General features: G+C 72.8%; 12 protein-coding genes. 8 read left to right on the top strand and 4 right to left on the bottom strand.

The window, feature by feature from the left end; translation table 11 throughout:
- Positions 1–4: 4 nt before the first annotated feature.
- A complete protein-coding gene (locus QHG49_RS23680; RefSeq protein ID WP_301491161.1) occupies positions 5–709 on the top strand; it encodes a TetR/AcrR family transcriptional regulator in 705 nt (234 codons plus the stop codon).
- Between the two features lie 135 nt (positions 710–844).
- Complete coding sequence (locus QHG49_RS23675) at positions 845–1,993, top strand: NAD(P)/FAD-dependent oxidoreductase (RefSeq protein ID WP_301491159.1); 1,149 nt, start codon at positions 845–847, stop codon at positions 1,991–1,993.
- A gap of 94 nt (positions 1,994–2,087) precedes the next feature.
- Here QHG49_RS23675 and QHG49_RS34160 read toward each other — a convergent pair whose 3' ends face one another.
- Positions 2,088–2,291, bottom strand: coding sequence for a helix-turn-helix domain-containing protein (locus QHG49_RS34160; RefSeq protein WP_370530502.1), 204 nt, complete (start codon positions 2,289–2,291; stop codon positions 2,088–2,090).
- Positions 2,276–2,407, bottom strand: a complete 132-nt coding sequence (locus tag QHG49_RS34155) for a hypothetical protein (protein ID WP_370530501.1) — start codon at positions 2,405–2,407, stop codon at positions 2,276–2,278. The genes QHG49_RS34160 and QHG49_RS34155 overlap by 16 nt, the downstream gene beginning before the upstream one ends.
- Before the next feature lie 284 nt (positions 2,408–2,691).
- Here QHG49_RS34155 and QHG49_RS23660 point away from each other — a divergent pair, with 284 nt between their 5' ends.
- The 5 genes from QHG49_RS23660 to QHG49_RS23640 all read left to right on the top strand — a co-directional run bounded on the left by QHG49_RS23660 (position 2,692) and on the right by QHG49_RS23640 (position 9,244).
- Positions 2,692–4,323, top strand: coding sequence for an ABC transporter substrate-binding protein (locus QHG49_RS23660; RefSeq protein WP_301491157.1), 1,632 nt, complete (start codon positions 2,692–2,694; stop codon positions 4,321–4,323).
- Between the two features lie 4 nt (positions 4,324–4,327).
- On the top strand, positions 4,328–5,284 hold the full coding sequence (locus QHG49_RS23655; RefSeq protein WP_301491156.1) for an ABC transporter permease: 957 nt from the start codon (positions 4,328–4,330) through the stop codon (positions 5,282–5,284).
- Complete coding sequence (locus QHG49_RS23650) at positions 5,284–7,242, top strand: dipeptide/oligopeptide/nickel ABC transporter permease/ATP-binding protein (protein ID WP_301491154.1); 1,959 nt, start codon at positions 5,284–5,286, stop codon at positions 7,240–7,242. The genes QHG49_RS23655 and QHG49_RS23650 overlap by 1 nt, the downstream gene beginning before the upstream one ends.
- A gap of 65 nt (positions 7,243–7,307) precedes the next feature.
- Positions 7,308–8,321: an oligopeptide/dipeptide ABC transporter ATP-binding protein gene (locus QHG49_RS23645; protein WP_370530584.1), complete on the top strand. Its 1,014-nt coding sequence runs from the start codon at positions 7,308–7,310 to the stop codon at positions 8,319–8,321.
- Positions 8,318–9,244, top strand: coding sequence for a dihydrodipicolinate synthase family protein (locus tag QHG49_RS23640; RefSeq protein ID WP_301491152.1), 927 nt, complete (start codon positions 8,318–8,320; stop codon positions 9,242–9,244). The genes QHG49_RS23645 and QHG49_RS23640 overlap by 4 nt, the downstream gene beginning before the upstream one ends.
- A 25-nt stretch (positions 9,245–9,269) precedes the next feature.
- Here QHG49_RS23640 and QHG49_RS23635 read toward each other — a convergent pair whose 3' ends face one another.
- Entirely contained in the window at positions 9,270–9,977 is a 708-nt protein-coding gene (locus QHG49_RS23635; RefSeq protein ID WP_145488256.1) for an HAD family phosphatase, read from the bottom strand.
- Between the two features lie 332 nt (positions 9,978–10,309).
- Between QHG49_RS23635 and QHG49_RS23630 the strand changes: the two genes are divergently transcribed.
- A complete protein-coding gene (locus QHG49_RS23630; protein WP_145488254.1) occupies positions 10,310–10,930 on the top strand; it encodes a ScbR family autoregulator-binding transcription factor in 621 nt (206 codons plus the stop codon).
- Here the strand turns inward: QHG49_RS23630 and QHG49_RS23625 are convergent.
- Positions 10,897–12,120, bottom strand: a complete 1,224-nt coding sequence (locus QHG49_RS23625; RefSeq protein ID WP_301491150.1) for an exo-alpha-sialidase — start codon at positions 12,118–12,120, stop codon at positions 10,897–10,899. The two genes, QHG49_RS23630 and QHG49_RS23625, sit on opposite strands and share 34 nt — an antisense overlap.
- Positions 12,121–12,127: the final 7 nt, after the last annotated feature.

Below are 12,127 nucleotides of genomic sequence, written 5' to 3'. Positions count from 1 at the left end.
GGGCATGGCAGTGAGAAGAGAGCCGGCCAGTCGCAGGGAGCGTCCCGCGAAGCCCGCGCTGACCCGGCAGGGCATCGTGGACACCGCCGTACGGCTCATGCGCGCCGAAGGGCTGGAGAAGGTCACCATGCGCCGGCTGGCGCAGGAGCTGGACACCGGCCCGGCCTCGCTGTACGTGTACGTGGCCAACACCGCCGAGCTGCACGCGGCCGTACTGGACGCGCTGCTCGGCGAGGTCGACCTGGTGGCGGAGGGCGCCGGGGAGGACTGGCGGGAGCGGCTGCGGGCCGTGCTCGCGTCGTACACCCGCGTCCTGTTCACGCATCCGCAGCTCGCGCGGTCGGCCCTCGTCGCGCGGCCCAGCGGCGAGAACTACCTGCGGCTGCTGGAGCGGATCCTGGAGCTGCTCTCCCGCAGCGGGGCCGCGCGCGAGCAGGTCGCGTGGGGCGTCGACAAGCTGCTCCAGGACGCGACGGCGGCGGCGGCCGAGCACGCCACGCAGGCGCACGATCCCGCCCACGCGGACGACTGGGACGCCCTCGCCCGCGCCCTGCACTCGGTGAGCAGGGCGACGCATCCGGCGATCGAGGCGCACATGCCGATGCTGCTCGGCGGCGCGGTGCCGGACCGTATGCGCTGGAGCTTCGACGTGCTGGTCAACGGCATCACGCGGACCCCGGTCCCGGCCCCGGCCGACCGAGCGGACTGACCCGGCACACCCCCGCGCACCTCTCCCGGCTTCCTCGTATCCGCCGACGAACTTGTTCGTTACGAACATGTTCGTTACGGTGGAGGCGTTCGGTAGACGTTCGGTGGAAACCCCTTGGCCGGCCGGGAGGCCCCAGTGACACACGACAAGCACGTCCCCATCGCGATCATCGGCGCGGGACTCGGCGGTCTGACGGCCGCCCGGGTCCTGCGGGTGCACGGGATCGAGGCGACGATCTTCGAGGCGGAGGCGTCCGCGGCGGCGCGTACGCAGGGCGGGATGCTCGACATCCACGAGGAGAACGGGCAGCGGGCGCTGCACTCCGCCGGCCTCCATGACGCGTTCCGGGAGCTGATCCACGAGGGCGGCCAGGCGATGCGGCTGGTCGGCTCCGACGGCACCGTGCATGTGTCCCGGGAGGACGACGGCGCGGGCGGCCGCCCGGAGGTGGACCGCGGCGCCCTGCGCGATCTGCTGCTGGACTCGCTGCCGCAGGGCACGGTCCGCTGGGGCGCCAAGGTGACCGGGGCGCGGGGCCTCGGCGGGGGGCGTCACGAGGTGACGTTCGCCGACGGTTCGACCGTCACGACCGATCTGCTGATCGGCGCGGACGGCGCGTGGTCCCGGATCAGGCCGCTGGTGTCGTCCGCGCGGCCCGCGTACACGGGGATCTCCTTCGTGGAGACGGATCTGCTGGACGCCGACACCCGCCATCCGCGCAGCGCGGCGCTGATCGGCGGCGGGTTCTTCATCAGCCTGGGCGACGGGCGCGGCTTCCTGGCGCACCGGGAGACCGACGGGAGCCTGCACGTCTACACGGCGGTGAAGGCGGACGAGGGCTGGCTCGGCACGATCGACTTCGGGGACACGGCGGCCGCGAAGGCGGCGGTGCTGGCGGGCTTCGAGGGCTGGGACGAGGGTCTGCGGAGGCTGGTCGCGGACGCCGACGGCCCGCTCACGCCGCGCCACATCCACGCCCTGCCCGCCGGCCACCGCTGGGACCGGGTCCCGGGGGTGACCCTGCTGGGCGACGCCGCCCACCTGATGTCCCCCTTCGCGGGCGAGGGCGCCAACCTGGCCATGTACGACGGCGCGCTGCTCGCCGAGGCCATCGCCGCGCATCCGGACGACCGCGAACTCGCCCTGACCGCCTACGAGTCGGCCCTCTTCCCCCGCAGCGAGACCTCCGCCACCGAGTCCGCGGCCAACCTGACCTCGATGTTCAGCGAAAACGGCCTGACCGAAATGCTGACCTTCTTCACGTCCGACCCATCGGCGATGTGACGCCTCCCGGCAGCCTCGTCCGGGGGCCGGGCCGTGCCGCACCGTCCGCGACCGGGCCACACGGCGGCGCGGCGAGGTCGCGCGGCCGGGCCCCTCACCCGACCTTGCGCAGCTCCCCGTCCGCGAACACCGCCACCATCACCAGGCTTTTGCCCAACGCCTCGACGTACCGGGCGACGACCTCCGTCCCGGCCACCTGCCCACTCTCGATCTGCGAGACCCGCCCCTTGCTCACGCCCATGCGCTCGGCGACCTGAGCCTGGTTGAAGCCCCGCTCCCGCCTCATCTCCACCGCCACGCCCGCGCCTTCGCCAGCAGCCGCTCCGCCCCCGCGGCGAACGGCTCCCGCCCTCCGGCCAGTTCTTCCGCACGCTCACGGTGACCACTGCCGGACCACCTGGTGTATCCGCTCATTTCCCCGACTCCTTCTCCCGACCAGTTCCCCTCTTTGTCCCCGGCCGTCAAGAGAATCGCGGAACGCCAGGGGCCGCACATGAACAGGACGCGCGCTGTGCTGCGTCCCGTCGAGCCGGGGCGCAGGTCACACCTCTCCTCCCCCTTTGGCCCGCCCCCTGGTGGCTAGCCCATTCGTGTGTGCCCCCTTGACCGTCCACATGGGTGCTTTTATGGTCGCGCTGATCGAACCGGACGTAGGACGTCGTACCTCTTACCGCCTCCCCGACCTTGTTGGAGGACCCGTGCGTGAGGACGTGATCCGCGATGTGGCGGCCCCGGGCCGGCGGGCCCTGCTCGTGGGGGGCGGGGCGGTCGGGGTGGCCGCCGCGCTGCCCGGCCTCGGTGCCTGTTCCGCGGGGCCGCAGTCCACGAACGACACCGGGAGCGGAGGCAGCGGCAAGGACCGGACGCTGACCGCCGTGATCGGGTACGGCAACGACGGCAGCTGGGATCCGACGCAGACGGCGTCGGCGTTCTCGATGGCGGCCAACAACCATGTCTACGAAGGGTTGTTGGACACCGATCCGATCACCCGGGTGCCCTATCCCGCGCTCGGTACCGAGGTGCCGAAGGACCCCGGCGCCACCTCCTGGCACTTCCGGCTGCGACCCGGCGCCACCTTTCACGACGGCAAGCCCGTCACCGCCGACGACGTCGTCTTCGTGTTCGACCGGATCCTCGACCCGAAGACCCAGACCCTCGCCAAGGGGTTCTTCGAGAGCTGGCTGGAAGGGGTCAGGAAGACCGGCGGTGACAGCGTCGAGCTCGTGCTCAAGTTCCCCTTCCCGGACGGGCTTTCGCGGCTCACGCTCGCCAAGATCATGCCCGAGCACGTGTTCGGGCGGCCCGGCGCCTGGGACGACGCGATCAAGGGGCTGGCGGTGGGATCGGGGCCGTACCGGCAGACCGCGCATCACCCGAAGTCCAATACGACGTTCGAGGCGTTCGACGGCTACAACGGCCCCCGCAGGCCCGCGTTCCGGAAGATGAACTGGCTGACCATCGTGGACGCCGCCCCCCGCGTCGCCAGGATCTCCGGGACCGGCGCGGGCGCGCAGATCGCGGACAACATCCCGTACGCCAACATCAGCAGGCTCGAACAGGGCGGCCTCAAGGTCGCCGGCGGCGCCGGGATGAACAACCTGTTCCTGATGTTCGACACACAGCACAAGCCCTTCGACGACGTCCGGGTACGCCAGGCCCTGCACTACGCCATCGACAAGGAGAAGATGGTCGAGGTCGCGCTCAAGGGACACGGAAGGGCCGCCTCCTCCTTCCTCGACCAGGGAAACCCGTCGTACCGGCGGGCCAGGACCGTGTACGACCACGACCCGGACAAGGCGAAGGCGCTGCTGAGAGCCGCGGGCGTCACCGGGCTCAGCATCAACCTCCTGGCTGTCAACGTCAGCTGGATCGTGGACTGCCTGCCGACCATCAAGGCGTCCTGGGACGCGATCGGCGTCCGCACCACCCTGGCGCCGCAGGAGACCACCGCCGTCTTCACCAAGATGGATCAGCGGCAGGACTACCAAGTCGTCGCCGCGGCCTCCGACCCCAACCAGTTCGGGCTCGACGCCGACCTGATCATGCACTACAACTACGGGCCCCAGAACCTCTGGATGCGGTACACCCGCTGGGCCGGCCACCCCGTCGCCAAGCGGCTCTTCACGGACATGGACCGCGCCACCCGGGAGCCGGACCCCGCGCGGAAGAAGGCGATGGTCCAGGACTGCATCGACGTCGTCGCCGAACAGGCCGTGCTCTACCCGGTCGTCCACAACGAGCTGATGACCGCCTGGGACCCCCGCCTGCTCACCGGGATAAGGGCGCAGCCGTACCCGGGGATCAACCTGCTCCAGGCCAAGTGGGCCTGACCGGATGACGGCCGTCGTCCGTATCCTGCTGCGCCGGATCGCCCTGCTGGTGCCGCTGATGCTGGGGATCGTGCTCTTCGTGTTCCTGGTGATGCGGTTCTCGGACGTCGACCCGGCCTCCGCCTTCTTCCAGGGCGCCAACCCGACCCCGCGGCAGCTGCACGAATTCCGGGAGCGCAACGGCCTGCTGGACCCGCTGCCCCTGCGGTACGTCCATTTCGTCGGCGCCCTGCTGCACGGCGACCTCGGCACCAGCGCCCTCACCCGCGCCCCCGTCGCCGACCAGGTCACCACCGCGCTCCCCCTCACCCTCCAACTGACCTTCCTGGGCCTCGGGTTCGCGGCCGTCCTGGCGCTCGCGGGCGGGGTGACCGCCGCCGTGTACCGGGGCCGGCTCTTGGACCAGGCCATCCGGGTCGTCTCGCTGATCGGCGTCGCCGCGCCCGGCTTCTGGCTGGCGCTGCTGATGATCCAGTACCTGGCGGTGGACCGGGGCTGGTTCCCGACCGGCGGCTACATCAACCCGGCCGACTCCGTCACCGGCTGGCTGAAGACCATGGCGCTGCCCGCCCTCGCGCTGTCCCTGCCGGTGGCCGCGCAGCTGACCCGGATCGTGCGCACCTCGGTGGTGGAGGAGCTGGACAAGGACTATGTGCGCACCGCGATCGGCGGCGGGCTGCCGCCCTGGGTCGTCGTCGGGCGCAACGTCCTCAGGAACGCCCTGGTCAACCCGCTGACCGTGCTCGGTCTGCGGGTCGGCTATCTGCTGGGCGGCGCCGTCGTGATCGAGACGGTCTTCTCGCTGCCGGGGATGGGGAAGCTGATGATCGACGCCGTGCAGAACGGCGATCCCGCGGTGGTCCAGGGCGTCGTCCTGACCACGGCCACCGGGTTCGTCGTCGTCAACCTCGTGATCGACATCCTGTATCTGCTGGTCAACCCCCGGCTGCGGGCGGCCTGATGATCTCCCGCGCCGAACTCGCCGCACGGCTCTCCGGCCCCCGGGCGAGGCCGCGCGGCCGGCGCCGGCTGCCGCCGCTGTCCGCACTGGCCGTCTGCTTCCTCGCGCTCGTCGTCCTCGTCGCCCTCCTCGCGCCCCTGCTCGCCCCCGACGACCCGCTCGACCAGCAGGACCCGGTGGGCGGCACCGGGCATCCGTCCGCCGCGCACTGGATGGGCCAGGACAGCCTGGGCCGGGACATCCTCAGCCGGCTGATGTACGGCGCCCGGTGGTCGCTGGCGATCGGGCTCGGCGCCACCGGGCTCGCCCTGGTCGTCGGGGCGGTCCTCGGCGCGGTCGCGGCGACCTCGCGCAAGGCGGTCGACGAGACGCTGATGCGCTGCCTGGACGTGGTGATGGCGTTCCCGGGGATCGCGCTGGCCGCCGTGCTCGTCGCCGTGTTCGGGGGCGGGATCGGCGTGCTGATCTGCGCCATCGCCTTCCTGTTCACCCCGCCGGTGGCACGCGTCGTACGGGCGAACGTGCTCGATCAGTACGGCGAGGACTATGTCACCGCGGAACGGGTGATCGGCGCCCGCACCCCGCACATCGTGCTGCGTCATGTGGCCGTCAACTGCGCAGCCCCGGTCCTGGTGTTCTGCACCGTGCAGGTCGCCGAGGCGATCGTGTTCGAGGCGTCGCTGTCCTTCATCGGGGCGGGGGTACGGCCCCCGGACCCGTCGTGGGGCAGTGTCATCGCGGACGGCAAGAACATGGTGCTGACCGGGGGCTGGTGGGCGACCGTCTTCCCCGGGCTGCTGATCCTGCTGACCGTGCTCGCGCTGAACATCCTCTCCGAGGGCGTCTCGGACGCGTGGGCCGCTCCGGCGCCCCGGGAGGTCGGGGCGGCCGACGAGCCCGGGGAGCAGGCGGGTTCGGGCGAGGTGCTGCCGCTGCCCGGTCTCGCCGAGGCCGCCCGGGGGCTGCGCGCCCGCGCCCGGCCGCCGGTGGACCGCACCGGGCCGCCCGCGCTCGCCGTGGAGGACCTGGCCATCGGGTTCCCCGGCCGGCACCGGGGCGTGGACATCGTCGCCGGGGTCGGCTTCGAGGTGTACCCCGGTGAAGTGCTGGGCCTGGTCGGCGAGTCGGGGTGCGGGAAGTCGCTGACCGCGCTCACCGTCATGGGGCTGCAACCGCCCGGCGCCCGGGTGCGCGGCCGGGTCCGCTTCCGGCAGCGCGACCTGCTCGCCGAACCGGCCCGTGCCCGGCGGAAGTTGCTGGGGCACGAGATGGCGATGGTCCACCAGGACGCCCTGTCCTCCCTGAACCCGGCCATGACCGTCCGCGCCCAGCTCAAGCAGCTGGTACGGCGCGGAGGGCGGCGCGGTCCGGGCGAACTGCTGGCCCTCGTCGGCCTCGATCCCGAGCGCACCCTGCGCAGCTATCCGCACGAGCTGTCCGGCGGGCAGCGGCAGCGGGTGCTGATCGCCATGGCCCTGTCCCGCGATCCGAGCCTGATCATCGCCGACGAGCCGACGACCGCGCTGGACGTCACCGTGCAGGCCCAGGTGATGGAGCTGCTGCTGCGGCTGCGCGCGGAACTGGGCTTCGCGCTGGTCCTGGTCTCGCACGATCTGGCGCTGGTCGCGGATGTCACCGACCGGGTGGTGGTGATGTACGGCGGGCAGATCGTGGAGAGCGGGGTGACCGCGGAGCTGGTGGGGGCCCCGGCCCACCACTACTCGCGGGGGCTGCTCGGCAGCGTGCTCTCGCTGGAGTCCGCCGCGCGGCGGATGACCCAGATCCGGGGCGTCGTACCGGCCCCCGCCGACTTCCCGCCGGGCTGCCGCTTCGCCGGCCGCTGCCCACGGGCGAGCGAGGTGTGCCACACCCGGGCCCCGGCCCTCACGGGCCCCGCCACACACACGGTCGCCTGCCACCACCCGGCCCCGGCCGACAGCGAGGAGGCCGTCCAGTGAGCGCCGTACCGGAAAGGGATCGTCCAGTGGGCGCCGTACCGGAAGGGGACCGTCCGGTGAACCCCCTGGCGGAAGCTCCCGTCGTGGAGGTGCGGGGTGTGCACGTGGTGCACAAGGCGCGCACCGGGGGGCTGTTCGCCCGGGACCGGGTGTACGCGCTGACCGGCGCCGATCTCGCGGTGGCGGCCGGTGAGACGGTGGGGGTCGTCGGCGAGTCGGGGTGTGGGAAGTCGACGCTGGCGAAGGTGCTCATCGGGGTGGAGCGGCCGGTCGCGGGGACGGTGGCGTTCCGGGGGCGGGACCTGTGGGCGATGCCGGGCGCCGAGCGGCGGACCACGGTCGGCGCGGGCACCGGCATGATCTTCCAGGACCCCGCGACCGCCCTGAACCGGCGGCTCACCGTCCGCCGTGTCCTGCGCGATCCACTGGATGTGCACGAGCGCGGCACCCGGGTCCAGCGGGAGGCACGGGTGCGGGAGCTGATGGGTCTGGTGGGGCTGCCCCGGGGGCTCGCGGAGGCGCTTCCCGGGCAGTTGTCCGGCGGCCAGCGCCAGCGCGTCGCCATCGCCCGCGCGCTCGCCCTGGACCCGGCGCTGGTCGTCGCCGACGAGCCGACCAGCGCGCTGGACGTGTCGGTGCGCGCGCAGATCCTCAATCTGCTGCTCGACCTCAAGGACCGGCTCGGGCTCGCGCTGGTGTTCGTCTCGCACGACATCCAGACGGTACGGCGGATGAGCGACCGGGTGGTCACCATGTACCTGGGCCGGATCGTGGAGGAGACCCCGGCGGACCGGGTGACCGGCCGGGCCCGGCACCCGTACACCCGTGCCCTGTTCTCGGCCACCCCCGGGCTGCTGCACCCCGTCGACCCGATCCCGCTGGCCGGCCCGGTGCCGTCGGCGACCCGGCCGCCGAGCGGCTGCCCCTTCCGCACCCGGTGCTGGAGGGCGGACGCGGTGTGCGCACAGGTGATGCCGGACTTCTCGGCCGCGTCGCACCCGGCGCACCGCTACCGCTGTCACCATCCTGTGGAGGAGGACCTGTCGACCCGCGACCTCACCCGCAGGAGCCGTGAATGACCTTCCCCGCCCCGCTCACCGGAGTCGTCCCGCCCGTCTGCACGCCCCTGACGCCCGAGCGCGAGGTCGATGTGCCCTCGCTGCTGCGACTCGTGGACCATCTCGTGGGCGCGGGGGTGCACGGGCTGTTCGTGCTCGGCTCGACCTCCGAGGCGGCCTTCCTCACGGACGCCCAGCGGCGCCGGGTGGTGGAGGCGGTCGCGGGGCACGTGGGCGGCCGGCTGCCGGTGCTGGCCGGGGTGATCGACATGACGACCCCGAGGGTCCTGGACCAGGTCCGTGCGGTCACGGCGGCGGGCGCGGAGGCGGTCGTGGTCACCGCGCCGTTCTACGCCCGCACGCACCCCTCGGAGATCGTCCACCACTACCGCCGGATCGCCGCCCTGAGCCCGGTGCCGGTGGTCGCCTACGACATCCCGGTCGCCGTGCACACCAAGCTGCCCCCCGAGCTGGTGCTGGGGCTCGCCGGGGACGGGGTGCTGGCCGGGATCAAGGACTCCAGCGGGGACCTGGCGGCCTTCCGCGAGCTGGTCACCGGGGCCCGCGCCCACCCCGGTTTCGCCGTGCTGACCGGCTCCGAGCTGATCGCCGACGCCGCGCTCGCGCTGGGCGCGGACGGGGCGGTGCCGGGGCTGGCCAATGTCGATCCGCACGGGTACGTACGGCTCTACCGGCAGTGCCGGGCGGGCGACTGGGAGGGGGCGCGGGCCGAACAGGACCGGCTGTGCGCGCTGTTCGGGCTGACCGGGGCGGGGGATCCGGCGCGGATGGGCGGCAGCTCCTCGGCGCTGGGCGCGTTCAAGGCGGCCCTGCATCTGCGGGGCGTGATCGACTGCCCGGTCACCGCGGAGCCGCAGGTGCCGCTGTCGGGCGAGGAGAGGGAGAAGGTCGCCAAGTACCTCGCCTCGGCGGGGCTGTTGTAGCCGTCCGCCGCCGGATCCGCCCGGCTCAGTCCGCTTCCGGCGCCCCGGTGACGTGGGTCTCCGCCCAGGTGAGCAGCTCCGGTTCGCGCAGCGACGGCAGCCACAGGTCGGCCCGTTTCGCACCGTCCCCGGCGGGCCGGGGGCCGACCCCGAGCACCCGCAGTCCGGCGCGGTGGGCGGACTCCACCCCGGTCAGGGAGTCCTCGACGGCGAGCGCCCTGAGCGGGGGCACCCCGCACAGCCGGGCCGCCAGCAGGTACACGTCCGGCCAGGGTTTGGGTCGTACGGAATCCCCGGTCTCGGGGACGACGATGTGCTCGAAGTGCGTGCGCAGCCCGGCCCGTTCGAGGCTGCCCTCGACCACCACCATCGGGCAGTTGCTGGCGACCGCCAGCGGCAGCCGCCCGGACAGCGTCCGTACGAGCTGGGCGGCGCCCGGCATGGTGACCGGGTCGTCGGTGACCAGCTCCAGGAAGTGGTCGAGGAGCGCTCCCGTGAGGCCGGCCGCCAGCTCGGGCTTGTGCACCGAGTCCGCCATCAGGCGGCCGCACTCCTCGTAGTGCATGCCCTTGGCCTGCTCGGCGAACCCGGGCGGTGCCTGGAGGCCGAACTCCCGGAAGGCCAGACTGCGGGCCTCCACCCAATGGCGTTCGCTGTCCATCAGGGTGCCGTCGCAGTCGAAGACGACGGCCTCGGGCGACCAGTCGAGCAGAGGGCGGGCATGAGGGGTCACAATGGCCTCCTAAGGTGGCAGGGACGGGGGGTGGCGTGCGGCGCACGCGTCGTTGAAATGCGTCATTCCCGACGTTCCACAGGAAACGGAAAGATAGCGACGACTACGTTATTTTCGCGGCGGCAAATCAGGCAATAACCCCATAGAGGGACTGGACCTTGGCGCCGCTCGGGTGTATAGGGCACAGAGAACACGCCCCTTACCACTCGCTCGCGTTCCCCTTCGAAAGAAATACGTAATTACCGCACGCGTGTGATTTCTGTTTGCTCCCGGCGTACGCGGGCGCACTACATTCAGCCCGTCGGAAATACCGAGCGAGGGCAGGCGGAACGTTGCAGGATCGGGCCAGGACAACCCGCAGATCACTTCTGGAAGCGGCCGCCCAGCTCTTCGCCGAACAGGGATACGCGGGCACGAGCGTCAACGACATAAGCGCCCGGTCCGGCCGGACCAGCGGCGCCGTCTACTTCCACTACGCCAGCAAGGAGGGCATCGCCCTCGCCGTCGTCCAGCACCGCTTCGCCACCTGGCCGCAGCTCACCGCGCGCTACGCGGACGCGGCCGTCCCCCCGGTCCAGCGGCTCGTCGCGCTCAGCTACGACATCGCCCGCGCCCTCGCCGAGGATCCGCTGACGCGCGCCGGCGCACGCCTGTGGGCCGAGCGCGCCACCATCGACGCCCCCCTGCCCGACCCCTTCGCGCTGTGGACCGCCGCCGCCACCCGGCTGCTCGCCGAGGCCCGCAACGCCGGTGACCTGGCGAAACACGTACGCCCCGCGCCCACCGCCCGGACCCTGGTGCGCGCGTTCTTCGGGCTGTGCTCCCTCACCGAGGCGCTGGAGGGCGCGGCCACCGTCAGCGACCGGCTCACCGACTGGTGGCAGCTGACCCTGCCCTCCCTCGGGGCCGCCCCGGGAATTCACCCGTGGGACGGCACCCCGGCGGGTGAGTGAGCGCCGATCCCGGTGAGCCGGCGGAACGAGAGGCCGTCGTAGGAACCCGTCTCGTACAGCACCCCCACCGCGCCGGTGCCGAGCTGGACCAGGTCGGAGTAGGCGGCCGGGCCGTCGTCCAGGGTGGTCAGGCGGGAGAAGCCGCGGCCCGCGTCGGTGCTGGACCAGACGGCCATGGCGCGGCGGGCGGTCGGCACGGAGGGCGCGGAGAACAGCAGCGGGGCGTGCGCGCCCTGGAGTTGCAGCACGCTGCCCTGGACCACCGGGACGTCCTTGAGGGTGTCCTGGGCGGCGTAGGGGCGGTCGAGGGTGGCGCCGCCGTCGGAGGAGTAGGTGTCGACGCGGTTGCCCGGGACGCTGCCGTACTGGTCGCGGGCGCTGAAGTAGACCCGTCCGTCGGGGAGTTGGGTGGCGCTGGTCTCGTTGACGTTGACGACCCCGCTGGGCCCGGTCGCGGTGAAGCCGAGGTGCCAGGTGCGGCCGCCGTCGTCGCTGTAGAGGGCGTGGCCGCCGTAGTAGCGGGACTCGCGGCCGGTGTCCTTCGAGCCCTCGGGCGGGGCGGTGGAGTGGTTGGCGGGGACCAGGATGCGCCCGGCGTGCGGGCCCCGGGTGAGGGCGACGGCGTGGCCGGGGCCGGTGGCGTACCAGCGCCAGTCGGGCCGTTTCGCGGCGGCGGTGATGTCCTTCGGCGCGGTGAAGGTGCGGCCGTCGTCCGCGCTGCGCTGCACATAGACCCGCCGGCCCCGCTCGGCCGTGACCTGGCCCCGCATGATCTGGTCCTCCGTCACATCTCCCGCGTTCCCGCAGGTCACGAGGACGATGGTGCCGGTGCGCGGGTCGACGGCGGGGGCCGGGTTGCCCCGGGTGTTCCCGTCGCCCGCGGCCACCACGGCGAGCGGGCCCCAGGTGCAGCCGCCGTCGGTGGAGCGGCGCACCACCACGTCGATGTCCCCGCTGTCCCCGGATCCGTGCCGCCGGCCCTCGGCGAAGGCGAGGACGGTGCCGCGCAGGGTGCGGACCACGGCGGGGATGCGGTAGGCGGCGTACCCGCCCTGCCCGGAGACGTACGGCCGGGAAGAGGCGCACTCCGGCGCGGAGTCGAGCGGCCTCGCGGCGGCGGGCAGCGGGGCCGTCGCGAGGGCGGCGAGGAGGGTGAGGCTGGTGAGTACGGTGCGTCGCAGCGGGGTCACGCCGTGA

Origin of the sequence: Streptomyces sp. WP-1 (genome assembly GCF_030450125.1) — a bacterium.
In the GTDB taxonomy this organism is placed as follows: Bacteria; Actinomycetota; Actinomycetes; order Streptomycetales; family Streptomycetaceae; genus Streptomyces; species Streptomyces incarnatus.
This window is presented reverse-complemented; position numbering and strand designations above follow the sequence as displayed.